Origin of the sequence: Kitasatospora dryopteridis (assembly GCF_050749075.1) — a bacterium.
GTDB lineage: Bacteria > Actinomycetota > Actinomycetes > Streptomycetales > Streptomycetaceae > Kitasatospora.
Genome location: NZ_CP192749.1, coordinates 3,804,769 through 3,827,049 on the forward strand (window position 1 = coordinate 3,804,769; position 22,281 = coordinate 3,827,049).

Annotated in this window: 18 protein-coding genes and 1 pseudogene; 9 read left to right on the plus strand and 10 right to left on the minus strand. The window is 73.0% G+C overall.

Translation table 11 applies throughout. The annotated features are described in order from the left end of the window. Positions 1-33: 33 nt before the first annotated feature. On the plus strand, positions 34-1,368 hold the full coding sequence (locus ACQ614_RS17285) for a helix-turn-helix domain-containing protein (RefSeq protein WP_431679454.1): 1,335 nt from the start codon (positions 34-36) through the stop codon (positions 1,366-1,368). 65 nt (positions 1,369-1,433) lie between these two features. Here the strand turns inward: ACQ614_RS17285 and ACQ614_RS17290 are convergent, their stop codons facing one another. After that, on the minus strand, positions 1,434-1,562 hold the full coding sequence (locus ACQ614_RS17290) for a hypothetical protein (RefSeq protein ID WP_431679455.1): 129 nt from the start codon (positions 1,560-1,562) through the stop codon (positions 1,434-1,436). Positions 1,563-1,822: 260 nt separating this feature from the next. Between ACQ614_RS17290 and ACQ614_RS17295 the strand changes: the two genes are divergently transcribed. Both ACQ614_RS17295 and ACQ614_RS17300 read left to right on the plus strand, forming a co-directional pair. Continuing rightward, positions 1,823-3,082, plus strand: a complete 1,260-nt coding sequence (locus tag ACQ614_RS17295) for an alanine--tRNA ligase-related protein (protein ID WP_431679456.1) — start codon at positions 1,823-1,825, stop codon at positions 3,080-3,082. Positions 3,083-3,517: 435 nt separating this feature from the next. Continuing rightward, positions 3,518-4,849, plus strand: coding sequence for a S28 family serine protease (locus ACQ614_RS17300; RefSeq protein WP_431679457.1), 1,332 nt, complete (start codon positions 3,518-3,520; stop codon positions 4,847-4,849). 149 nt (positions 4,850-4,998) lie between these two features. Here ACQ614_RS17300 and ACQ614_RS17305 read toward each other — a convergent pair. Continuing rightward, positions 4,999-5,996, minus strand: a pseudogene (locus ACQ614_RS17305) (LuxR C-terminal-related transcriptional regulator). A 154-nt stretch (positions 5,997-6,150) separates the two neighbouring features. On the opposite strand from ACQ614_RS17305, the gene ACQ614_RS17310 reads away from it, so the two are divergent. From ACQ614_RS17310 to ACQ614_RS17325, 4 genes are all read left to right on the plus strand, one after another. Continuing rightward, positions 6,151-6,510, plus strand: coding sequence for a hypothetical protein (locus tag ACQ614_RS17310; protein ID WP_431679458.1), 360 nt, complete (start codon positions 6,151-6,153; stop codon positions 6,508-6,510). Positions 6,511-6,665: 155 nt separating this feature from the next. Then, a complete protein-coding gene (locus tag ACQ614_RS17315; protein ID WP_431679459.1) occupies positions 6,666-6,839 on the plus strand; it encodes a hypothetical protein in 174 nt (57 codons plus the stop codon). Between the two features lie 245 nt (positions 6,840-7,084). Then, positions 7,085-8,716: a CHAP domain-containing protein gene (locus ACQ614_RS17320; RefSeq protein WP_431679460.1), complete on the plus strand. Its 1,632-nt coding sequence runs from the start codon at positions 7,085-7,087 to the stop codon at positions 8,714-8,716. A 198-nt stretch (positions 8,717-8,914) separates the two neighbouring features. Then, complete coding sequence (locus tag ACQ614_RS17325) at positions 8,915-10,183, plus strand: ATP-binding protein (protein ID WP_431683949.1); 1,269 nt, start codon at positions 8,915-8,917, stop codon at positions 10,181-10,183. A gap of 265 nt (positions 10,184-10,448) precedes the next feature. On the opposite strand, the gene ACQ614_RS17330 is transcribed toward ACQ614_RS17325, so the two are convergent. The 3 genes from ACQ614_RS17330 to ACQ614_RS17340 all read right to left on the minus strand — a co-directional run bounded on the left by ACQ614_RS17330 (position 10,449) and on the right by ACQ614_RS17340 (position 13,023). Beyond that, positions 10,449-10,940, minus strand: a complete 492-nt coding sequence (locus ACQ614_RS17330) for a DUF5994 family protein (protein ID WP_431679461.1) — start codon at positions 10,938-10,940, stop codon at positions 10,449-10,451. Positions 10,941-11,105: 165 nt separating this feature from the next. Further along, on the minus strand, positions 11,106-12,311 hold the full coding sequence (locus tag ACQ614_RS17335; protein ID WP_431679462.1) for a PP2C family protein-serine/threonine phosphatase: 1,206 nt from the start codon (positions 12,309-12,311) through the stop codon (positions 11,106-11,108). A 196-nt stretch (positions 12,312-12,507) separates the two neighbouring features. Continuing rightward, a complete protein-coding gene (locus ACQ614_RS17340; RefSeq protein WP_431679463.1) occupies positions 12,508-13,023 on the minus strand; it encodes a DUF4386 domain-containing protein in 516 nt (171 codons plus the stop codon). Here ACQ614_RS17340 and ACQ614_RS17345 point away from each other — a divergent pair. Beyond that, the gene (locus tag ACQ614_RS17345) at positions 13,015-13,656 is read left to right on the plus strand and encodes a TetR/AcrR family transcriptional regulator (protein ID WP_431679464.1); all 642 of its coding nucleotides are present in this window, start codon (positions 13,015-13,017) and stop codon (positions 13,654-13,656) included. The two genes, ACQ614_RS17340 and ACQ614_RS17345, sit on opposite strands and share 9 nt — an antisense overlap. A gap of 40 nt (positions 13,657-13,696) precedes the next feature. On the opposite strand, the gene ACQ614_RS17350 is transcribed toward ACQ614_RS17345, so the two are convergent. Next, a complete protein-coding gene (locus ACQ614_RS17350; RefSeq protein WP_431679465.1) occupies positions 13,697-15,244 on the minus strand; it encodes a sigma-70 family RNA polymerase sigma factor in 1,548 nt (515 codons plus the stop codon). 219 nt (positions 15,245-15,463) lie between these two features. Here ACQ614_RS17350 and ACQ614_RS17355 point away from each other — a divergent pair, with 219 nt between their 5' ends. Further along, positions 15,464-16,324: a CAP domain-containing protein gene (locus ACQ614_RS17355; protein WP_431679466.1), complete on the plus strand. Its 861-nt coding sequence runs from the start codon at positions 15,464-15,466 to the stop codon at positions 16,322-16,324. 82 nt (positions 16,325-16,406) lie between these two features. Here ACQ614_RS17355 and ACQ614_RS17360 read toward each other — a convergent pair whose 3' ends face one another. The 4 genes from ACQ614_RS17360 to ACQ614_RS17375 all read right to left on the minus strand — a co-directional run bounded on the left by ACQ614_RS17360 (position 16,407) and on the right by ACQ614_RS17375 (position 22,232). Then, a complete protein-coding gene (locus tag ACQ614_RS17360; RefSeq protein WP_431679467.1) occupies positions 16,407-17,204 on the minus strand; it encodes a VOC family protein in 798 nt (265 codons plus the stop codon). A 42-nt stretch (positions 17,205-17,246) separates the two neighbouring features. Beyond that, the gene (locus ACQ614_RS17365; protein WP_431679468.1) at positions 17,247-17,771 is read right to left on the minus strand and encodes a DinB family protein; all 525 of its coding nucleotides are present in this window, start codon (positions 17,769-17,771) and stop codon (positions 17,247-17,249) included. 13 nt (positions 17,772-17,784) lie between these two features. After that, on the minus strand, positions 17,785-20,553 hold the full coding sequence (locus ACQ614_RS17370) for a lectin (RefSeq protein ID WP_431679469.1): 2,769 nt from the start codon (positions 20,551-20,553) through the stop codon (positions 17,785-17,787). 239 nt (positions 20,554-20,792) lie between these two features. After that, the gene (locus tag ACQ614_RS17375) at positions 20,793-22,232 is read right to left on the minus strand and encodes an amino acid permease (RefSeq protein WP_431679470.1); all 1,440 of its coding nucleotides are present in this window, start codon (positions 22,230-22,232) and stop codon (positions 20,793-20,795) included. Positions 22,233-22,281 lie beyond the last annotated feature (49 nt).

The window sequence follows — 22,281 nt, forward strand, 5'->3', positions numbered from 1 at the left end:
TCCCCCACCGCATTCGAACCCGAGGAGCGAAGCGTGAAAGACAAGGCGCTCGGCGTGCGCGTGGCGCAGCTTCGGCGGGCCGCCGGCATGTCCCAGGCCGAGCTCGCCGGCCCCAAGCTGTCGCCGAGCTACATCTCGCTGCTGGAGGCGGGCAAGCGGACCCCCTCGGCGGATGTCCTGCAGTATCTGGCGGAACGGCTGGACTGCGAGGTCACCGACCTGCCCGGCATGGAGCAGCAGGTCGATGTCAAGGACATCGAGCTGGAGCTCAAGTACGCCGAGATGACGGCGCTCAACGGCTCCCCGGAGGCGGCGCTGGCCGCCTACCAGCGCATCCAGGACACCATCGACCGCAAGGAGCAGCGGGCCCTGTGGCTCGCCGCCGAGGCGGGGATCGCCAACACGCTGGAGCGGCTGGGTCGGCTGGAGGAGGCGGTCGCCCGCTACGAGGGGCTTCGGACGGCCTCGACCCGCACGCAGGACTTCACCGCGGGTCTTCCCGTGGTGGTGGCGCTCTGCCGCTGCTACCGGGAGCTGGGGGACCTGTCGCACGCGATCACGATCGCCGAGGAGACGGCGGCGGAGCTGGAGCGCCTCGACCTCGCGCCGACCACGCTCGGCATCGAACTGCTGTCCACATTGGTCGGCCTGCACTGCGAGCGGGGCGATCTCTACCGCGCGAGCTATCTCGCCGAGCGGGCGATCGAGAAGGCCGGTCAGGTGTCCGACCGGAAGGCCCTCGGCGCCGCGCTGTGGAACGCCAGTGTGGCGATGCACCGGAACGGGCGGACGGCGGACGCGATCGCGCTCATCGAGCAGGCCCTGGCGATCTACTCGGAGGGCGACGACCTCCGCGCCCTGGCCCGGCTGCGCAACGCCTACGCGGCGGTACTGCTGGAGTTCGAGGAGCCGGACACCGCGCTGGCCGAGCGGCTGCTGACCCAGAGCGTCGGAGACCTGTCGGACGTGGGCAGCGACATCGACATCGCGTACGCGGAAACGGCGCTGGCCCGGGTGAATCTGCGCAGCGGCGACCTGGCGGCCTCGGTCGGGCACGCGGAGAGGGCCCTCGGCCTGCTCGGCCCGCTGCACCGACTGCAGAGTGCGCGCACCTTGCTGGTGCTGGCCGCCGCCAGGCTCTCCCAGGGCGATCAGGCCGCCGCCAAGGAGGCGTACGAGCGGAGTGCCCTGATGCTGGAGGCCTCGGAGGCCGGCCGGCAGGCGGCTGCGGCCTGGGCCGATCTCGCCGAGATCCTGGAGGCGACCGGCCAGCCGGAGCGCGCGATCTGGGCATACCGGCAGGGCATGCGGTGCATGGGACAGCAGGGCCGAATGCTCCCCACCGGGGGGCTTCTGAGCCGGAGCTGACCTCGTTTCGCCGTAGGGGTGGACCATCCGTTCCCGGACGGTCCACCCCTACGGCGTTCTCGTACTCAGCAGCAGAGCGGGATGTCCCGGGTGACGGCAACCGGGGCGACGGCAACCTGGGCGGTGGTCACCGGTCCGGTGACGGCGGAAGCCAGTGCGGGGGCGGCGGGGACCGCCACGAGAGCGGCGATCATCAGAAGAACGGTCGACAGAGCCTTGCGCACGGTAGTTCCCTTACTTGCACCGATATTGCTGCGAACCAAAATTTCTTGGGCCGATATTGACTGCGCGCGGCGATTCCTGTCAAGGCTTGCGCGCAGCGTTGATATGTCCGGATTTACGGCGGTTTCCAGCCTTGTGAGACCGTACACACCACCCCAAACGCGACAGATATTGACAGAAATTTAGATGTCATGTCACGCTGTCAATAATTGAGTCATCAACAGGGGGGCGGATGCTGCCGAGCACGAGGAAGGCCGGGGGGGTCGCCCACGCCCTCGTGGACGGACTGGTACGGCGCGGGTACCGCCGCGCCGCACCACCGGCCCTGACCCCGTCCCGCCGTGACGGCGCCCTGTTCATCACCCCGTCCGCCCCCGCTTGGCAGAAGCACCTGCTGTCCGCCGTGGCCCGAGGTGGCGGAGGCGCCGTCACGCTGTCCTGGCGCTTCGACACCAGCAGGCTGGACGCCGTGCCCGCCGTCGAGCCGCCCACCGCGCAACGGGTCGTCGGCGCGGTCCATGTCGGGCACCGGCCGCTCGCGGACTCACTCCACGATCTCCTGGGCACGCTGGAGGACAGCGGTGTGAGCCGGCTCGCTCTCACCGCCCGCACAACGTCCTCCCCACCCGCCGTGGACGACGCCGAGTCACTCCACGGTGCTCTGGCCGCCGTCGGCATCCGCGCGAGCGCCGTCACGGACGCCACGCCCAGGGGGACACCGCGAAGGATGCGGCCCGAGCTGGGCCCGTCCTTCGTCCTGGAGTCCCCGGTCGGCTCGGCGTGCTCCGCACACTGCGGCCCCGGTTGCCCCTGCGGTCGCTACCTCCGGCTCGGCTACGGGCAGTTCCTCCGTCCGGGACCTGACCCGAGCGGGCGCCGCCCGACCTTCGAGGCGGTGCTGCTGGAGTACATGATCGGCTGCGTGTCGGCCGGAGTCCGCAGCCCGTTCGACCTGCCGGCCCTGCGTGCCCTGCCGGACGGGATCCGCGCGGACTTCCCCGAACTGTCCACCCGAATCCGAGGCGCGCAGGCCGTCGAGGTCATCGCCGACCACCTCTGCACCGTCGCGCTCCTCCTCGGCGTCGGCGTCGCCCCCGGCCCCCGAGGCCGCTCCTACGTCGTACGCAAGCTGGTGCGACGCGCGGCCTCCGAGGTGGTCCTCGCCGGCGCCCGACCCGAGGCCTTGGTCCCCGTGCTCCGGCTGGCGGACGCCGTGATCAGGACGCCGCTGGGTCTTGCGCCGCTCCCGGCCCCACTGGTCGAGTCGGCCGGCCGCGAGATCGCGGCGTTCAAGGCCGGTCTGACGGGCAGCCGGCGTTGGTTCCTCCGCAGGGCCACCGGCACGCCGACCCCCGAAGACCTGACCCGACTCATCTGGCGTGCCCGCCGCGAGCGGGGTGTGCCGATCGGCGTCCTGCTCGCCTGGTGTGAGGAGCACGCCCTACCCGTCTCACTCCACCGTCTCGCCGCCCACGACCCGGGGCAATGGTGACGAAGGCCTTGACCTGCCGGTTCCGGCGGTGGCGGACGAAGCGGCGACCGGGAACCGACCGCCGGCACCGGTGGTCTCGGTTCCGGTCTCGTTCAGCGCGGTCCAGCCACGTCCGGTGCCGTGGGAAGGGATCGCACCGCACCAGGTCAGAACAGGTGCGACCGCGATTGGGCAGCATGCGGGGCAATTGGGAGGCGTGTTGGGGGCAACCCCTCGCGAGTTCGAATCTCGCATCCTCCGTCTCTGCCCGCCAGGGCGGACGAAAGGCCCCGACCGGTTTCGGTCGGGGCCTTCGTCGTCCCCGATCCCGAGCGGCAGGCGACGAGCTCCGCAATCCGATCTCCCTCTCGGGAGGGATGGGAACCCCACCCCGGCGGGATCTGCGGCACTCGCCGCGCCGGTTGGCTAGAGCCATCGACGACCGGGGAGGAAATCATGATGCGCAAGCGAATCGGGCGCCTGCTGACCCGGACCGCAATGGCGGTCCTGATGGCCGGTGCGGCCGCGGTACCCGCCGCGGCGGCACAGGGGACGGGGCCGGCCGACATCCGGGCGGCGATCGAGGCAGTTCCCGGCCTGCGCGTCGTGGAGGAGAAGCCGGCTGCGCCGGGCTTCCGCTTCTTCGTCCTGACACTGCACCAGCCCGCCGACCACCGGCACCCGGAGAGGGGCGGCTTCGAGCAGCGGCTCACACTCCTGCACCGGGGCGCCGACCGGCCGACCGTGCTGTACACCAGCGGGTACACCGTCTCCACCGCCCAGGTCCGCTCGGAGCCGGCCGAGCTCCTCGACGGCAACCAGGTGGACACCGAGCAGCGGTTCTTCGGCTCCTCCCGCCCCGAGCCCGCCGACTGGACGGACCTCGACATCCGGCAGGCCGCAGCCGACCACCACCACGTGGTCGAGGCGCTGCGCCAGGTCTACCGGGCAGCATGGATCTCCACCGGTGGCAGCAAGGGCGGCATGGCCACCGTCTACCACCGCCGTTTCTACCCGCAGGACGTGGCTGGCTCGGTCGCCTACTCCGCGCCGAACAACGTCGACGACCACGAGGACTCCGCCTACCTCGATTTCCTGCGAACCGTCGGCACCCCCGAATGCCGCGGCGCCCTCCGGTCCGCCCAGCGGGCCCTGCTGGAGCGCCGTGCCGCCCTGGTCGCCCGCTACCAGGCGTGGGCGGACTCCCGGAGCAACAGCTTCCGGTTGATCGGCAGCGCCGACAAGGCCTTCGAGATCGCCGTGCTGCGGGCACCGTTCATGTTCTGGCAGGGCCGCGGCCAGGCCGGGTGCGCAGCGGTACCCGCTCCGGACACCTCCGACGAAGCGCTGTACGACTGGCTCTCCGATGTCGCGCAGCTCCCGGTCTACGCAGACTCGGTGGCGAACCAGTTCGTCCCGTACTTCTACCAGCTGGGCACCCAGCTGGGGTACTTCCCGGTCGAGACCGCCCACCTGGCCGACCTGCTCCGCCACCCCGGCGCGACCGAGCCGCGCACCTTTGTCCCCCGCGACGTTCCGCTTCGCCACCGGCCGCAGGCGATGCGCGACGTGGACCGCTGGGTGCGCACACACGGCGAGCGGCTGATGTTCGTCAACGGCGGCGCCGACCCGGCGGTGGCCGAGCCCTTCCGGCTGGGACAGGGCTCCCGGGACTCGTACCTCTTCCTGGTGCCCGGAGGTACGCACGCGGCGCGCATCGCGCAGTTGCCGGCTGCTGACGCCGCGGCGGCGTCGGCCGTGCTGCGCCGGTGGGCGGGGGCGGTGTAGCACGGTCCGGGCTCTGGGCCACGCCCACCGGAGGCGGCCTCGCCCGGGCGGGGTCGCCGTGCCCGGCGGCAGTGCCGTGGCGCACGGACGACCGGCATCACCGGACCGTGGTCCGGTCCCGGTCCTGGGGTGACCGGCGCCCGCGGGCGTCACTCCCTGTGCGGGAGCCAGCCGCGTTGGACGGCGCGGACGCCGAATTCGAAGCGGCTGCGGGCGTTGAGGCGGTCCATCAGGTCGTTGGCCAGGCGGCGGGCGGTGCGCGGGGAGACGGCAAGGCGCTTGCTGATGGCCTCGTCGGTCAGGCCCTGGGCGAGCAGGCGGACGACGGTGGTCTCCTGGGCGCTGAGGCCGCCCTCGTCGCGGGGGATCTCGGCGGTGCCCAGGGGACGGGCGCCGGACCAGACGTTGTCGGAAAGTGCGCAGAGCGCGGTCAGGGTCCCGTGGCCGGTGAGGACCACCGCGCCGGCGGCGCTGTCGTCGCTGCTGACCGGGATGACGGCGGTGGACCGGTCGAAGATGATCAGCCGGGTGGGCAGTTCCGGTGCGGTGCGCACCTCGCCGCCGAGGTCGCCGAGCCAGGCCGCGTAGGCCACGGTGCACTGGCTGTTGCGGACGCTGTCCAGGAAGAGCGAGCGCATCCGCACGCCGCGGCCGAGCAGGGCCTGGTCGTTGGGCTTGGACGCCTCCAGGCTCTCGGGGCGGTGGCCGCCGCCGGGCGCGAAGGTCATCAGTTCGCTGCGGACCTCGCGGGCGAGGCCGGAGATCCGGTCGCGGATCGCGTCGAGGCCCAGTAGCTGCTCGACCCCCGGGCTGGCCACGGAGGGCGTCAGGTCCGCGAACTCCGCGATGAGCTGGGTCGCGGCCGCGCGGGAGGCCTCGATGCGCAGCTGCTGGGCCGCCAGCTCGGCCTGTTGGCGGGCATCAGGAGTTCCATGCCGACCTCGGGGGAGACCGCGCGCAGCTGCCCCTCCCGCTCGTAGGACGGCCGGACCAGGGCGAGCTCGCTGAGGGTGTCCAGGCTGCGCCGGACGGCGTCCTCGGGCTGCCCGAGCCGCTCGACGAGCGCCCGTACTCCGTCCTGCGGGTACGCGAGCATGACGCGGTAGACAGCCTCTGCCGTGGCGTCTAGGCCGAGAGTGGCGAGCACAGCGGTTGCCCCCGTGTGAGCCTTTTCGATCAAGGTCCTCGAATCGCTGCACGTCGTGCACGATGTGACCAATGCGTGGACGGTTCCGGCCATGGACCGGAACGTCCAGTCCGGTGCCGCCCCACCTCGGGCCGGTGTTCGGCAGAGTGCACGCATGTACCTGATCCACGCCGCCCTCCGCGCACCCGCCCCGATGACCCAACTCCCCTCGGAATGTGCAGATTTCGTGCGCGGACTGGCCGACTCCGAGGGCCCGGTGGAGCACGTCAGCGCGCATCCCCAGGCCCAGCCCGATCCGGTTCTCGGCGTCTACCTGCTCGCCGCCAGCCTGGGCGAGGCGGAGCGCCGTACGGAGTCGCTCTGCCGACGCGCCCTCCAGGAGGTTCCCGCGCTGCGCGGGTGGACGGTCGCCAGGGTCGGCGCCCCCCTGGTGGCGCCGTACTACGAGCGCCTCCTGACGGCCGCTTCCGGCCTCGCTGGACGGAATCGTCCAGGACCGTTTCCGTCCACCTGAAAGCCCTTCCACATGCCTTGAGCTGCGACGAAGCTAGTGATCGCCGGCAGGGAACAGCACACGGACCCGGCAGGCAGCACCGGAGGAAGCGTCACCGCGGGACGCGCACACCGGACCACCACCGCTTCACCCAGGCTCTCGAAAGGACCACTCCCATGCTTCGCACCCGCCTCGTCCGGACCGCCGCGGTCACCACCCTCGCCCTCGGCGCCGCCGCCGTCACTCCCGCCCTGGTCGCCCAGGCCACCGCCGCCCAGCACACCCGCACCACCGCCACCACCGTGTGGGAGATCGCCCCGGCCGGCAAGGCCACCACCGTCTGGGAGTAACCGGGCCCGCGGCCCCGGGTCGCGCCCCGCACCGCACTCCCGGCGCCTTCAGGGGTCAGAACCCCCCGAGCGCCCACCCTCGTCACCCCACAGCGCCTCGGGCGCCCCGTGTCCACCGGTCCGACTGCTCCTGCAGGGCAGCCGTCCCGCCACGGTGCGGCGCCCACGCGCTTCGGCATCGCCATGCCTGCTGCGACACCTGCAGCACCCCACAGACCTTCTTCCCTGCCTCCAGGAGCTCCGCCGTGTCCAAGAACCTCAAGACCGCCGCCGTCCGCCTGACTTCCGCCTCCGCCCTGGCCGTGTCCGTGCTCGCCACGGTCGTCGCCGTCCCGGCCGCCGCCTCGCCGCTCACCGACGGCATCTCGGCCACGGCCCGCGCAGAGGACGGCAACTCCTACTGCGCCCAAGGCGGTTACGTCGGCGGACCGAACCAGAGCAGCAGCTGCACCGGCGGCACGACCCGCACCCACGCCTGGTGCGCCGACTTCGCCGGCTGGGTCTGGGCCCGGAACGGGGTCACCGGCCTCGGCACGCTGGACGACCGGGCGGCCAGCTTCATGGACTACGGGAAGAAGTACGGCACCCTGTCCCAGACTCCGCACGTCGGCGACTCGGTCGTCTACAACTACAACGGGAGCGACTACGCGGACCACGTGGCCCTCGTCACCGGCGTGAGCGACGACCGGGTCACCATCACCGGCGGCAACCAGGGCGGATACCCGGGCCACGTCTCCACCAACTCCACCACCAGCTGGCGGGTCGGCCAGGCGCCCTGGGGCCAGCGGATCAGCGGCTACATCTCGCCGGCCGGCACCACCAACCCGCAGTACCCCAACCCGGCCTCGCTGCCCGCCGGGACGCTGGTGAAGTCGCCGAACGGCCCGGACGTGAAGGTGATGATCGCCGGCTCCGGCGTGCCGGTGGCAGGCTCCGACGTCACCCCCGACAACTACGACCTGAGCAAGATCGTGCTGATCGACGACTCCGCCTTCCGCGCCCTGCCGAGTGCGCCCCCGGCCGGCACCGTGGTCCACGACCAGGCGGGCGGCGCCAACCGCTACGTGGTCATCGACAACGCAGCTCTGCTGATCGGCGGCGAGGACTGGGTCCCGGCGGGCTACAACACCCGTGCCGACATGGGCGTTCCGACCGCCTGGCTGAAGGCTGCCGCGCAGCGCACCGTGCCGACCGGCACCGTCGTGATGGACCAGACGGGCAACGACCCGGCGCGCTACGTGATGGTCGACGGCGCGGCGCTGCACATCTCGGCGGCCGAGTGGACGGCCGACGGGTACGACACCCAGATGCTGATGGGCGTCCCGGGCCAGTGGCTGAAGGGGGCCGTCGCGAAGACGGTGCCGACCGGCACCGTGATCATGGACCAGTCCGGCAACGACCCGGCGCGGTACGTGATGCTGAACGGCGCGGCCGTGCACATCTCGGCCTCCGAGTGGACCGCCAACGGCTACAACACCCGTTCCCTGATGGGCGTCCCCGGCGAGTGGCTGGGCTCCACCGTGGCCAAGCAGGTCACCAACGGCACCGTGGTGAAGGACGCCTCGGGCACCGACGCCACCGTGTACGCCATGGCCGGCGGCGTGGCCGTGCCGCTCACCTACGCCGACTTCACCGGCCTCGGCTACGACAAGCGCCCGCTGGAGGGCGCCCCCGGCGAGTGGCTGAAGTCCGCCGCCGCCAAGGCCGCCCCCGCCGACGGCACCATGCTGCTCTCCCCCGACAGCAACACCGTCTGGCAGATCACCGCCGGCAAGAAGAAGGCCCTCACCGCCGACGCCTTCGGCCCCGGCAAGCTCAGCTTCGACGACGTGGTCAGCGTCCCGACCGCCTTCACCGCCAAGTTCCCGACCGTCTGACCCACCCGCCGTCCCCCGGGCCGGCCTCCGCTCCCCTCCGGAGCGGGGGCCGGCCCGCACCGCGTCCGCGGCCCGTCCCGTTTCGGCCCCGGCACGCCGCCGACGCGAGGCTGCCGTGGCCGCCCCTCCGGGCAGGCGGCCGTGCAGGGGCCGACCGATGATGGAAGTCCAGGGACTCGCGAGCTTCGAGGGCTTGGCATGGCTGTGTGGCACGTGCGGGACTTCACCCCGGACGATCTGGAAGCTCTGGTGCGGCTCGACGGTGAGAGTGCCACCACGGACCGCCCGGCCGTCTTCCGCCTCTCCGATGTCGTCGCCGCTTTGCAGGCGCGGGATCCGAGCGTCGTCGCGGTGGCCGACGGGCATCTCGTGGGCGCGGCGGTGGGCCGGGTGGACGGGGACCGGGCCTGGGTACTGCGCATCGCCCTGCACCCCGCCTGGCGGAATCTCGGTCTGGGCACCGCGCTGCTGTCCGCCCTGGAGCACCGGCTGCGGGCCGCCGGCGCCAGAATCGTCGCATCGCTGCTGCCCGATGCGGAGACCGGCGCCACAGCGCTGCTCAACTCCGGGTTCCGTCCCCACCGAGGGCTCACGTACTTCGAGAAGTCGGAGGCCGTGAGCGCCCAGGGCTCGGCGGTTCTGGCCCTGCTGGGCGCGGTCGTGCCCGAGTCCCGGCTCTGGGGGCAGCTCACGGGCATGGCCGACGAGAAGCGGCTCATCGAACGGCGCCTGGTGCTGCCCCTGGCCAACCCCGAACTCGCGGACGCCCACGGAGTGGAGCCGCCCCGCGCGGTCGTGCTGTTCGGTCCGCCGGGCACGGGCAAGAGCACGTTCGCCAAGGCCGTGGCCGGTCGGCTGGGCTGGCCCTTCGTCGAACTCTTCCCTTCCCGGCTCGCATCGGAGGACGGGCTCGCCACGGGACTCGGCCGCCGGTTCGAGGAGATGGCGCAGCTCGACCACGTGCTGGCCTTCATCGACGAGGTCGAGGAGGTCGCCGGCACGCGCAGCCTCGCCGACCCCGCGTCGGTCGGCGTGGTCAACGAACTCCTCAAATCGATCGTGCGATTCCGGGACCGCGACGGCCGGTTGCTCGTCTGCGCCACCAACTCGGTGTCAGCCCTGGACCCGGCTTTCCTGCGCCACGGCCGGTTCGACTACGTCCTGCCGGTCGGGCCGCCGGACCGCGAGGCCCGCAACGCGCTGTGGGTCGGCTACACGGCCAAGACTGGCACCGCTGCCGACACGGCGGTCCTGGCCGATGCCAGCGACGGGTTCACCCCCGCCGACATCAGGCAGGTCGCCATGGCGGTCGCCCAGACCGTATTCGAACGCACTCTCGATACGGGGGAGCGGACCCAGCCCACCACTGACGACTACCTGGACGCCCTCCACCGCACGCGTCCGACCGTGACCGCGGAGATGGCCCGGGAATTCGCCGAGCAGGCGGTCCGCTACGGGCGCGTCTGACAGGGCCCGGACACTGCGGCCGTGTCCGCCCGGGTGAACGGCCGTGTGGCCGGACGGCCCGAGGGCGGCCGGCCCGCTCCCGCCTGTACGCCGCCGGCCGTCCACCGGCGATCGGCGCCGTCGCCGAAGGCCCGCTCCATCTGCTGTTCATCGGTATCGCCGTGCTGATCGTCGCGGCGCTCCTCTCCGCCGCCCGTTCCGGCGCGGGAGCCGGTCCGCGAACCGCTGAGCACCCCGGCGGACGCCGCCGGGAGCCCGGCCCCTCTCAGGTCGCTTCGGCCGGGGGACCGGATCCGGCTCCGGTCGCGATGAGGATCTGCCGGGCCGAATCGGTACCGCCGGCCCGGACCGCCCGTTCCATCGCGGCCAGAGCGGCCTCCCGGCTCGCCTGCGGCGGAACCACCAGCAGGCTGAAGTGATCGCGGTCGCCCCGCGTGATGATCACCGTGTCGTCGCCGACCGGATACCGGTCGATGTGCACGGACCGGCCGCCGACGACGAGCCGGGGCGGGACGTCGTCCCAGGCGTCCGCGTCCAGCCCCACGGTCACCACGGGGCCGAGGTGCTCGGTCAGCGCGGTGATCAGGCCGGGCAGCTCGGCGCCGACGTCCCGTGAGCGCGGCCACCAGGCGCCGTCGAGCGCACCCTCGCGTGACTGCGTGGTTTCCAGGCGCAACAGGACCGTCCCCGGCTTCGCCGCCTGCCGGAACCGGTCCGGCAATCGCCCCGGGTCGAAGGCGCGGGCTTCGTCCGACATGACTCGCCACCCATCTCCGGGCGTGGACCGGGCCTGCCGACAGCGGGGCGGATCATCGGCTGCAGCGGCGCGGGCCCGTCCCGGTATCCCCAAGGTACTCCGCCCGCAAGGGCCCGGTACCCCGCCGTGGAGACGTGGTGGAGCGCCCGGCGGACGCTGGTTGCCTCAGCGCCACTCGATCAGGAACAGGGTTGCGTCGTCGCTCGTCCGCCCGCCCCGCTTCTCCTTCAGGACGTGCGAGATCGCGCGGACCGTGGCCCGTACCCCGTCCTCCGGGCGCTCGACGCGGTTGACCCAGTCGATGAGCTGCTCCTCCCCGAACTGCTGACCGCCGGCCTCGCGCTCCTCGACCAGGCCGTCGGTGAAGCACAGGACCCGGTCGCCGTGGCGCAGCGCCCGCTCGCTGATCACCGGTTCCTCGCCGCCGAACCCCACCGGGAGGGTGGTCGCGCTCTCCAGCCGCTCGACGACGACGTGGTCGCGGATCAGCAGCGGTGCAGGATGGCCTGCGTTCACCCACTGGAGGTGGCCGGTTCCGGTGTTCAGGCGCATCATCTGCGCGGTGACGAAGTGGTCCGGCCCGAACTGCTCGGCAATCGCCCGGTCCATGAACGTGTAGATCTCGGCCAGTCCGATGTCGGCACGGCGGGCGTGCCGGTACGCGCCGATGGCAACGGTCGCCATGGTGGCGGCGTCCAGCCCGTGGCCCATGGCGTCGATCGTGGCCACGTGCAGGAGATCGCCGTTGAGCGCGTAGTCGAAGCTGTCGCCCGCCACCTGGTAGGCGGGTTCGAGGATGCCCGCCACGGCTGCCTCGGGGACGGTCATCGACAACGGCGGCAGCAGCGACCACTGGATCTCCGCAGCGACGCTCATCGGTTCGAGACGCCTGGGCTGGAAGATCCGGTCGGTGTAGCCGCTCCTGGTGATCAGAAGATCCGCGACCAGGGCCGCGAAGCGCCGCAGCAGCCGCCGGTCATCGTCGTCGACGTCGTCCAGGGTGAGGGCGAGCACTCCGATTTCGTCGCCGCCGGCCAGCAGCGGCAGGTACATCCGCACCCCGTCGGCCTGCGGCACCTCTACGGGACGTCCGCGCAGGAAGGCCGCACCCGCAGGGGAGTCGTCGATCGGCACGGGCGCGCCGGGGGCCAGACCCCGACCCGGCAGCGGCACCAGCACCAGCTGGCCGTAGTCCTGCATCAGGAGCGCCGGGTCACGGCCCCCGAGCGTACCCAGGGCGCCGGCGACCAGCGGGGCGATCAGTTCGGGCGACAGCTCATGGGCCTGGTCCAGCAGGGACCCCAGCAGGCGCTCGCCGAAGCCCTCCGACCGGTCCGGCCCTCCTGCGGCACGCCGTCGCTCACCGCTCATCCCTGCTCACCGCCGTACTTTCGTCGCCGTCGTGTGCCGTCGGCACGGACTTGATCGACCCCGACACTCCGTTGCGGTTCACCGGGCCGGTCCTTCCATTACGCCCGACGGCGGCGTGTTACGCCCCCGGTCACGTCCGGCGCCCGCCTCCGCAGGGGGTCGCCCAGCGGCAGCGGATTACCGGCCCGTCGTGCCGTCAGCCGGCGGTTGCCCCCGCCGTCGCGGACGGAGGCGCGGCCGGCGCCCCGCCGGCCCGCCCGAATCCCCGGGCAGTCAGCCGGCCGGCCAGGGCCAGCTCCCAGGCGAACACCGGGAGGGCGGCGAGGGCGCCCCAGCCGGACAGCTGCTCGTAGCGGCCGAGGAGCACGGCCACCGCCGAGGCGAAGATCAGCGGTCCGCCGATCAGCCCGATGACGGCAATGGGCCGGGGCACCAGGCCGGAGCGGTACATCACGTACGCGATCACCGTCGTGTTGGCTCCGCAGACGAAGTTGGGGCCGAGCAGGAAGGTCCAGCCGTGGACGGCGACCAGCGCCCTGGCGGTGGTGGCGAGGGCGGCCGCGTCCTGTCCGCCCACTGCTTCCCGACGGAGTGTCACCACCGCGAGGAGGCCGACGACGCCGACCGCGATGACGGCGGCCTCCAGGACGCGCAGGCCGAGGCAGCCGACGGCACACGGCGGACCCCGCTCACCAGGGACCGCGTGCTGCACACCGCCGTCGCCCTCGCCGACCGCGCCGGCATCGGGGCACTGAGCATGCGCGGCCTCGCCCAGGAGCTGGACGTCGTGCCGATGGCGCTCTACAAGCACGTCGCCAACAAGGAGCAGCTGCTCGACGGCATGGTCGACGTCATCGTCGGCGAGATCGACCCGCCCGCGGACGGCGCCGACTGGCGGAGCGCGGTCCGCGGGCGCGTGCTGTCCGCCCGGCGGGCGCTGCTGCGCCACCCCTGGGCCTCGCAGGTCGTCGAGTCACGCACCGCCCCCACCCCGGGCACGCTGGACTACCTGGAGTCGGTGATCGGCATGTTCCGGGCCGGCGGCCTCTCCGCCGACCTCACCCACCATGCGATGCACGCCCTGGGCAGCCGGGTGTGGGGCTTCACCCAGGAGCTGTTCCACGGCCGGGGCGGCGACCCGCAGGCACAGGCGGCCGCCCTCCGCGAGGCAGCCGACCGGTACCCCCGCATCGTCGAGATCGCCACGGCGGGGGCCCATGACGACGGGTCGGTGGTGGGCCGGGGCTGCGACGACCAGTTCGAGTTCGAGTTCGCCCTCGACCTGCTCCTGGACGGATTCGAGCGGCTGCACCACCGGGGCTGGACCTCCGCCGGGCACCGCTGACAGCCGCTTGGCGCGGTCGGCGGACCTTCCGGAATCCCCGTCAGGCGGGGGTGGCAACGTCGAGGGTCCAGAGGAAGCCGCCCGCCGCGACGGGGGCGGCGCCGACGCCGGCGTCGAGGTAGCGGCAGTCGAGCATGTTGTCCTGGTGGTAGGAGTCGTCCATCCAGTCCTCGAAGACGTCGGCCGGGGACTTGCGGCGCTGGTCGATGTTCTCGCCCCAGGCGCGCCACCGGTAGCCCGTCGCATTGATCCGCTCCTCGGGGCCGTTGCCCGAGCGGTCGGTGTGGTCGAAGTAGCGGCGGGCGGCCATGTCCTCGGAGTGCCGCTGGGCCGCGGTGTGCAGCTTCGCGTCGATGCGCAGCGGCTTGCAGCCGCCCTTGGCCCGTTCGGCGTTGATCAGGTCGACGAGCTGCCGTTCGAGGCTGCGCGCCGTCGGGCTCGGGCTGGGGCTCGCCGACGGCGACGGCGGGGCGGAGGGGCTGGGGGAGGCCGGGGAGGCGGACGGGCTCGGCACCGGCGCGCTGAGGACGACGGCGTCGGGGGTGGGCGCGGCGATCGGCGGCGCGGGCGGCGGCGGCGCGTCGTCGGGGAGCGCCCGGACGACGCCCAGCACCGCTGCGGTGGCGGCGAGCACCCCGGCCGCCGTGACGGCGTGCCGGGCGACCCGGCCGAGGCCGCGGGCGCCGTGCGAGCCGGCGAGGTCGAGTGCGTGCTGTCCCAGGCCGGTGGACGGCGGGGTCGGCGGGACGGCGGCGGAGCCGACGGTGCCCGGGTCGGCGAGGGCGGCGAGCCGGCCGGCGAACAGCTCCGGACCGAGCGAGAAGCCGTGCATCGGCACCACCAGGACGAGGCCGGCGAGCAGCCCCTCGGCGGGGACGAGGTCGCGGCCGACGCGCTCACAGACGCGGCAGGAACGGAGGTGGCGGGCTATTCGCTTGCGCCACAGCGCGCTCGGACGGCCGTCCCAGGCTGCCGTGAGCTCCTCGATGCCGGGACAGCGGGGTTCGGCGGCGAGCGCGCGGACGACCGTCCGGCCGACCTCCAGCTGCTCCTTCATCCGCTGCACCCGGACGGCCGTGTGCTGGGGCGACAGTTCCAGGGCGTTCGCGAGTTCGGTGCGGGTGATCCGTCCTGCCGCCTCCTGCCACCAGAGCGAGAGCAGGTCGCGGTCGCGGTCGTCCAGCCAGCGGGTCGCCTCGGTGACCTCGCGGCGCTGGCCGGACAGCCCGAGGCGCAGCACGGTGAGGTCGACGAAGTCGCCGGCCGGGTCGGCGACGTGCACCATGCCGTCGAGGTCGGGGACGGGGCCGCTCTGCCGGGCCGTGCGGCAGCGGCGGACCTCGTTCATCGCGACCGCCACCAGCCAGGAGCGGAAGGAGGAGGTGTCGCGCAGACCGCCGAGGCCGCCGACCATGCGGATCATGGTCTCCTGGACGACGTCGTCGGTGTCGGAGTGTCCGTTCATGGCGCGGCCGACGATGTTGTAGACGAGCGGCAGGCAGTCGGCGACCAGCCGGTCACGGGCCGTGTCGTCGCCGGCCCGGGCCGCTTCGACCACCGCGGTGTCCATTGCGCCTTCGCTGCCCATGCACTGTCCTCGCTCGTCCTGTTTCCACGGCCCCCACTGGACGGAGACCTGCACGGCCGGGGCGGATAACAGGATTTCCGAGTGATGTTCCCGGCCTGACCTTTTCCGTTATGGCACCCGGGGGCGCCGATCTCCCAGAGCGTCGGCGCGCACAGCGCCGGCACCGACCGCAGCGGCGCGAAGAGTGCCGGCGCAGACCCGCTCAGGAAGCAGACCAGTATGAACGACGACTCCACGACCCGGTTCCCCCTCCCCCACCTCCCTGTGGAGGACGGCCGGTACGGCGGCCCGGCCGCCCCCGGCGCAGGTCACGGCGGCGGGGCGCACCGCCGGCGCTCCCGGCGACGGGCTGCGGCGGGCGGGCGGCGGCGCACCCTGGTGGTCGCGGGGGCCGCGGCGCTGGTGCTCGGCTGCTCGGCGGTGTACGGACTGGCGGCCTCGGGCGGGTCGGAGGGCGGGTCGGCCGTCGCGGCGGAGCACGTCCCGGGGCCGGTCGTGCTGTCGGCTGCGGCTGCCGCGCCGTCCGGGGGCACCGCCTCGGCCTCGCCGTCCCCGTCGGTCTCGCCGTCGGCGAGCGCGTCGCCCTCGGCCTCGGCCAGTGCCGCGCCGAAGTCCTCGGCGGCCTCGGCGCCGGCCGCCAAGCCGGGCGGGGCGGCGGCCGGGCGGGGCGGGGCGGCCGCGCCCACCGGCAAGGCCGCGCAGTTCGCCCGGGAGGTCACGGACCTGACCAACGCGGAGCGGGCGAAGGCGGGCTGCGGGCCGGTGGTGCTCGACGCCAAGGTGACGGCGGCCGCCACGGCGCACTCCGCGGACATGGTGGCGCGGCACTACTTCGAGCACGCCGACCCGGAGGGGCGGCACGCGGACAGCCGGCTGAAGGCGGCGGGCTACCGGCCGGGGGCGTGGGGCGAGAACATCGCGTACGGCCAGCCCGACCCGGCGGCGGTGATGGACGCCTGGATGCACAGCTCAGGCCACCGCGCGAACATCCTGAACTGCGACTTCAAGGTGATCGGCCTCGGCGTGGACTTCGGTGCGGGCGGCCCTTGGTGGACGCAGGTCTTCGCCTCCCCGGCGTGACCCGTATGACGGGCACGACCGGCGGGCGCACGCGCACCGGCCCCGCCCGGGAATCCGGGCGGGGCCGGTGCTCGCAGCCGGATCAGGCGTCGGTCATCTTCGGCATCTCACCCTCGGTGCGGCCCATGTCGATCACCGCGAAGGGGGCGTTCTGCGGGTCGGTGAAGGCGGCGAAGCGGCCGAACGGGCTGTCCATCGGGCCGAACACCAGGCGGGCCCCGAGCTCGGTGGCCTTCGTCACGGCGGCGTCGCAGTCGCTGACGCCGAAGTAGACGCTGACGAAGGGCGGCACCTCGGCCGGGAAGTCCGAACCCATCTCCATCCGCCCGAGCACCGGGTTCTCGCCCACGTTGTAGACCCGGTAGTCGATCTCGCCGCCGGCCTCCATCTGCTGGGCGCGGTACGGGAACACCGCCGACAGGAAGGCGTCCGCGCGGGCGGGGTCGCGGGTGCACAGCTCGGCCCAGGTGTACGAGCCGGGCTCGCCGACCATCTCGAAGCCCTCGTGCTTGTCCGCCTGCCAGATGCCGAAGACCGCTCCGCTGGGTTCGCGGGCGAGCGCCATGGTGCCGAAGTCACCGACCTGCATGGGCTCCATCATGATCTCGCCGCCCGCGGCGCGGACCTTCTCCGCGGTGGCGGCGGCGTCGGGCGAGGCGAAGTAGAGGCACCACACGGAGGGCATCTCCTCGCCGGGCATCGGCGGGACGACCGCGGCGACCGCCTTGCCGTCCTTGTAGGCCTGCGTGTAGTTGCCGAACTCGGCGGAGGCCTCGCCGAAGGTCCAGCCGAGGACGGCGCTGTAGAACTCCTTTGCGCCCTCCACGTCGTGGAACATCGCATCCACCCAACAGGGGGTGCCCTCGGGTTGCACGGCCATGGTTCTTCCTCTCGGTCGGTGGGTGACGGGTGCCGGGCCGGGTCAGCCCATGGTCCTGGCCCCGTCCAGGGACTCCCGGATGATGTCGGCGTGCCCCGCGTGCTGGGACGTCTCGGCGAGGACGTGCAGCAGCACCCGCCGGACGGACCAGGTCGCGCCGGGCTTGAACCAGGGCGCCTCGGGCAGTGCGTGGGCGGCGTCCAGGTCGAGGGTGGCCACCAGCTCGTCGGTGCGGGCGGCGACCCGTTCGTAGGCGCCGAGCAGGCCGGCCAGGGTCTCGCCCTCGGCCATCTTGAACTGGCCCTCCCAGTCGACGGGTTCGCTGCGCATGGCGTCCGCGCCGCCGACCGCGAAGCGCATCCAGCGTTCCTCGACCCCGGCGACGTGCTTGATCAGACCGCCGAGGCAGAGCTCGCTGACGGTGGTGCGCTGCTTGGCCTGCTCGTCGTCGAGGTCGCGGACGGTGTACCGGAGGAAGCCGCGGTGGGTGCCGAGAACCTCCAGCAGATCGGCGCGCTCCCGGGAGTGGTCGGCGCCGCCTGCGGCGGCTGCGGGCTGGTCGGTCATGCGGTCCTCCGTGTCAGGCGGGCACGGTCCAGCGCTGGGCGCCGGTGCCGTTGCAGTCCCACAGTTGCAGTCGGGTGCCGCTCGCGGTGCTGCTTCCGGGAACGTCCAGGCAGCGGCCGGAGGGCGGGTTGAGAAGTGAGCCGTCTGCGCGCGCCCACCACTGCTGCGCGCCGGTGCCGTTGCAGTCCCAGAGCTGGACGGCGGCGCCGTTGAAGACCGAACTGCCGTCGACGTCGAGGCACTTGCCGAGGGCGCGCACGGTGCCGTCGGAGGCGGTGGTCCACTGCTGGGCGGTGCTGCCGTTGCACTCCCAGAGCTGGACGGCCGTCCCGCTGGCCGTCGAACTCCCCTCCACGTCCGCACACTTGCCGCCGAGGCCGGCGATCGCGCCGGTGGCCGGGCGGGCCGGGCCGACGTCGAAGGACGGCGGGGCGTCCTCGCGGGCGCTCCCCCAGGCCGGGTCGGGGGTCTCGGAGAGCGTGTAGGCGAGCGTGCCTCCGCGGCGGACGAAGTCCTCGCTCAGCCAGGGCCGGGTACTGGCGGTGCCGTCCACGGTGAGGGCGTGCACGTAGCGGGCGGACCCGGAGGCGCCCGGCGCGTCCAGGTCGATCACCGCACCGTTGCCGCGGCGGACGGTGACGGACGGGAACAGCGGGCTGGCCAGCACGAGTTCGGCGCGGCCGGGAGCCTGCGGGTACATCCCGAGCGCGGCCCACACCACCCAGGCGGACATCTGCCCGAGGTCGTCGTTGCCGGGCTCGCCGTCCGGGGCGTCGGCGAACAGCCCGTTCAGCGCCCGCCGCACCACGTCCTGGGTGCGGTACGGGCGGCCGGCGTAGGCGTACGCCCACGGGACGTTGGACGAGGGCTCGTTGCCGAGGTAGGCGTGCTCGGAGTCGGGGCCGCCGTTGAGTTCGGCGAAGAAGTCGTCCAGCCGGCCGGCCACGGCCGCGTCGCCGCCCATCGCGTCGAACAGCCCGCGGTGGTTGTACGGCACCATCCAGGTGTACTGGGCGGCGCTGCCCTCCACGAAGTGGTCCTGCTGGGCCGGCCGGAAGTCCGGCCAGGAGTGGTCGGTGTCCCGTGGCTGGAGCCAGCCGCTGCCGCTGTTGATCAGGTTGCGCCAGTTCGCGGAGCGGTGCAGCAGGGTGTCCCGGGCGGCGGTGTCGCCGATCCGGTCGGCGAGCTGGGCGAGGGCGAAGTCGGCGCTGGTGTACTCCAGGGTGGTCGCCGCGGAGCCCCAGATCCCTCCGGCGTCGGCCGGGATGAAGCCGATGGTGTCGTACGGGCCGTGGCCGGGGCGCTGCCGGGTGTCGCGGCTGCCGGCCGTGGCCGTCCGCAACAGGCCGGCCGCGTCGAAGTCGGTGCCTCCGAAGGCCTGGATGCTCGCGGCGATGATCGGCAACGGGTCGCCGACCATGACGCCGGTACCGCCGTTGGCCAGCGTCCAGCGGTCGAAGTAGCCGGCGCTCGCGCCCTGGTCGGCGACCGACTGGGCGATGTCGGCGGCGCGGGCCGGGTCGAGCAGGGCGAGCAGCTGCACCTGGGAGCGGTAGACGTCCCAGCCGGAGAAGTCGGCGTACTGGGTGTGGCCGGGCCGGGCGGTGCGGATCTTCCCGTCGAAGCCGGGGTAGCGGCCGTCGGTGTCGCTGATCGCGCTGGGGTGGAGCAGCGCGTGGTAGAGCGCGGTGTAGAAGATGCGCCGCTGGGCGGTGGTGCCGCCGTCGACGGCGATCCGGCCGAGCAGGTCGTTCCAGGTGGTGCGGGCCGCCGTGCGGAGTTCGTCGAAGGCGGCGCCGCGCTGTTCGGCGAGCATGTTGGCGCGGGCGCCGTCGGCGCTGACGAAGGAGATGCCGACCCGGGCGGTGACGGTGCGGTCCGCGCCGGTGTCGAAGGAGACCATGGCCTGGGCGCCGGAGGCGGCGCGCTGCCGGTCGGGGTGCTGGTCGCCGCCGCTGCCGGTGCGGCGCTCCCGGGCCTCGGCGGTGCGGGCGGGCTGCGGGGCGATGCCCTCGCTCGTGCCGGTGGCGCTGCGCCGGCCGGTGTCGACGGTACCGCTGCCGTCGGCCGCCGCGCGGACGATCCCGGCGCTGCTGAACGGCCGGTCGAACTGGGCGTGGAAGTAGACCCGGTAGCGGTTGCCGGTGCCGCAGAAGCCGCCGCTCTCCGTCCAGCCGGAGAGCGTGTCGGTGCCGATGCTGATCGAGCCGTTGGCGTCGTTGAAGGCCTTGCCGGCGTCGACGGTGAGCGAGGCGGTGTGGCCCGCGGGGTAGCTGAAGCGCGCGATGCCGGAGCGCTGGGTGGCGGCGAGCTCGGTGCGCAGCCCGTTCTTGAAGGTGACGGCGTAGGAGCCGGGGGCGGTGGTCTCGTCGGCGTGCGAGAAGTCGGAGTGGGAGACCGGGCGGCCGTCGAGCACCGGCATGAAGGGGGTGGTGCCGTAGTCGCCGCAGCCGGCGCCGGAGATGTGGGTGAGGCTGAAGCCGGCGATCCGGTGGTCGTCGTAGAAGTAGCCGCCGTGCTGGTAGGTGGCGGTGTCGGGGCTCCACTGCACCATGCCGAGCGGCGCCGAGGCGCCGGGGAAGGTGTTGCCGGCGCCTCCGCCGTTGCCGAAGTCCGGCGCGCCCTGCTTGGTGCCGACGTACGCGTTGACGTACTGGGCCGGGTCGGCGACGGTCACCCGGCCCGGTGGCGCCGCGCCGGCCGGTGCCGCCGCGGCGCCCGCCAGCAGCGCGGCACCGGTGCCGAGGGCGAGCGCGGACGTGGTGAATCTGGATCGGTGCACGGAGCCTCCTGCGACCCGCCGTCAGCCTGGGATGCGCGGTGAGCGCGGCCCGGTACCGCGGCCGGCGGCGCGGCGGGACCGCACGGACGAGCAGGTCGGCCCCGGCCGGTACGGGGAGTACCGGCCGGGGCCGACCATCTGCTCGTCGGTTCATCGTGCGGTCCGCACGGCGGCGGCTCCGGCGGCGACAGGCCGCCTGTCGCCCGCCCGGCGCAATCGCGGAGGCGTCCGATGGACCGTCAGGAGGACGTCTCGGCGACCGCCTTGCGCCGCCGGTGCACCACCTGGGCGGCGACGAGTGCCACCGCGGCGGCGACCAGCGAGAGCACCATCTGCATCCGGCCGTCGTGGGTGGTGAACATGTACGCCACCACGAAGCCGATCATTCCGATGGTGGCCCAGGTGAGGTACGGGTACAGCCACATCCGGACGGTGAGCTTCTCCGGGGATTCCCGCTCGATGATCTTCCGCATACGCAGCTGCGAGATGCAGATGACCAGCCAGACGAAGAGCGCGACGGCACCGGAGGAATTCAGCAGGAACTTGAAGACGGTGTCCGGGAACTCGTAGTTGAAGAACACCGCGACGAATCCGAAGACCACCGAGGCGAGAATGGCGGTGAGCGGGACGCCGCGGCCGGTCACCTTGGCGAAGGCCTTCGGCGCGTCGCCGCGCTGCCCGAGCGAGAAGGCCATCCGGGAGGCGGTGTACATGCCGGAGTTCAGGCAGGAGAGCACCGCGGTGAGCACGATCAGGTCCATCAGCGGGGCCGCACCGGGGATGCCGACGTGCTTGAGCACCGCGACGTACGGGCTGTCGAGGACGTCCGCGGAGTCCCAGGGCAGCAGGGTGACGACGATGGCGATCGAGCCCAGGTAGAAGACGCCGATGCGCCAGATCACGCTGTTGGTGGCCTTGGTGACGGCCCGCGCCGGGTCGGGCGACTCGCCGGCGGCCAGGGTGACGATCTCGCTGCCCATGAAGGCGAAGACGACGGTCAGCATGCCGCTGAAGACGGCGCCGACGCCGTTCGGCAGGAAGCCGCCGTGGTCGAGCAGATTGGCGGTGCCGACCGCCTCGGTGTGCGGCAGCACGCCGAACACCGCGAGGCCGCCGACCACCAGGAAGGCCGCGATCGCGACCACCTTGATGCCGGCGAACCAGAACTCGAACTCGCCGTAGGAGGCGACCGAGAACAGGTTGGTGGCGGTCAGGACGACCATGACCAGCAGGGCGAAGCCCCACTGCGGCACGTCCGGCACCCAGCCGTGCAGGATCTTCGCGCCTGCGGTGGCCTCCACGGCGAGCACGACGACCCAGAAGAACCAGTACAGCCAGCCGATGGTGAAGCCGGCCCAGCGGCCGAGCGCGCGGTCCGCGTAGGCCGAGAAGGAGCCGCTCTGCGGGTCCGCGGCGGCCATCTCTCCGAGCATCCGCATCACCATGACGACCAGCGCGCCGGCCAGTGCGTACGAGAGCAGGATGCCCGGGCCGGTGGCGGCGATGCCGGCGCCGGAGCCGACGAAGAGGCCGGCGCCGATGACGCCGCCGATGGCGATCATCGACAGGTGGCGGTTCTTCAGTCCGGCCTTCAGGTGGCCGTCCCCGGCCGCTCCCGGCGGGGTGGGCGGGGCGGCCTGGGAAGGCGTGCGCGAGCGCGTCGTGGTGTCCGGGCTCATGGTGTTCTACTGCCTCTCCGGTGCGGCGGGGGTCGGCCGCACACCCGCA

Bases quoted from the DNA above. Each gene is read 5' to 3' on its own strand.
- ACQ614_RS17350 (WP_431679465.1), bottom strand. From the start codon at position 15,244: ATGGGCAGCGAAGGCGCAATGGACACCGCGGTGGTCGAAGCGGCCCGG.
- ACQ614_RS17295 (WP_431679456.1), top strand. From the start codon at position 1,823: ATGCTGCCGAGCACGAGGAAGGCCGGGGGGGTCGCCCACGCCCTCGTG.
- ACQ614_RS17325 (WP_431683949.1), top strand. From the start codon at position 8,915: ATGGCTGTGTGGCACGTGCGGGACTTCACCCCGGACGATCTGGAAGCT.
- ACQ614_RS17355 (WP_431679466.1), top strand. From the start codon at position 15,464: ATGAACGACGACTCCACGACCCGGTTCCCCCTCCCCCACCTCCCTGTG.
- ACQ614_RS17310 (WP_431679458.1), top strand. From the start codon at position 6,151: ATGTACCTGATCCACGCCGCCCTCCGCGCACCCGCCCCGATGACCCAA.
- ACQ614_RS17375 (WP_431679470.1), bottom strand. From the start codon at position 22,232: ATGAGCCCGGACACCACGACGCGCTCGCGCACGCCTTCCCAGGCCGCC.
- ACQ614_RS17315 (WP_431679459.1), top strand. From the start codon at position 6,666: ATGCTTCGCACCCGCCTCGTCCGGACCGCCGCGGTCACCACCCTCGCC.
- ACQ614_RS17290 (WP_431679455.1), bottom strand. From the start codon at position 1,562: ATGATCGCCGCTCTCGTGGCGGTCCCCGCCGCCCCCGCACTGGCTTCC.
- ACQ614_RS17335 (WP_431679462.1), bottom strand. From the start codon at position 12,311: ATGAGCGGTGAGCGACGGCGTGCCGCAGGAGGGCCGGACCGGTCGGAG.
- ACQ614_RS17365 (WP_431679468.1), bottom strand. From the start codon at position 17,771: ATGACCGACCAGCCCGCAGCCGCCGCAGGCGGCGCCGACCACTCCCGG.
- ACQ614_RS17360 (WP_431679467.1), bottom strand. From the start codon at position 17,204: ATGGCCGTGCAACCCGAGGGCACCCCCTGTTGGGTGGATGCGATGTTC.
- ACQ614_RS17330 (WP_431679461.1), bottom strand. From the start codon at position 10,940: ATGTCGGACGAAGCCCGCGCCTTCGACCCGGGGCGATTGCCGGACCGG.
- ACQ614_RS17300 (WP_431679457.1), top strand. From the start codon at position 3,518: ATGATGCGCAAGCGAATCGGGCGCCTGCTGACCCGGACCGCAATGGCG.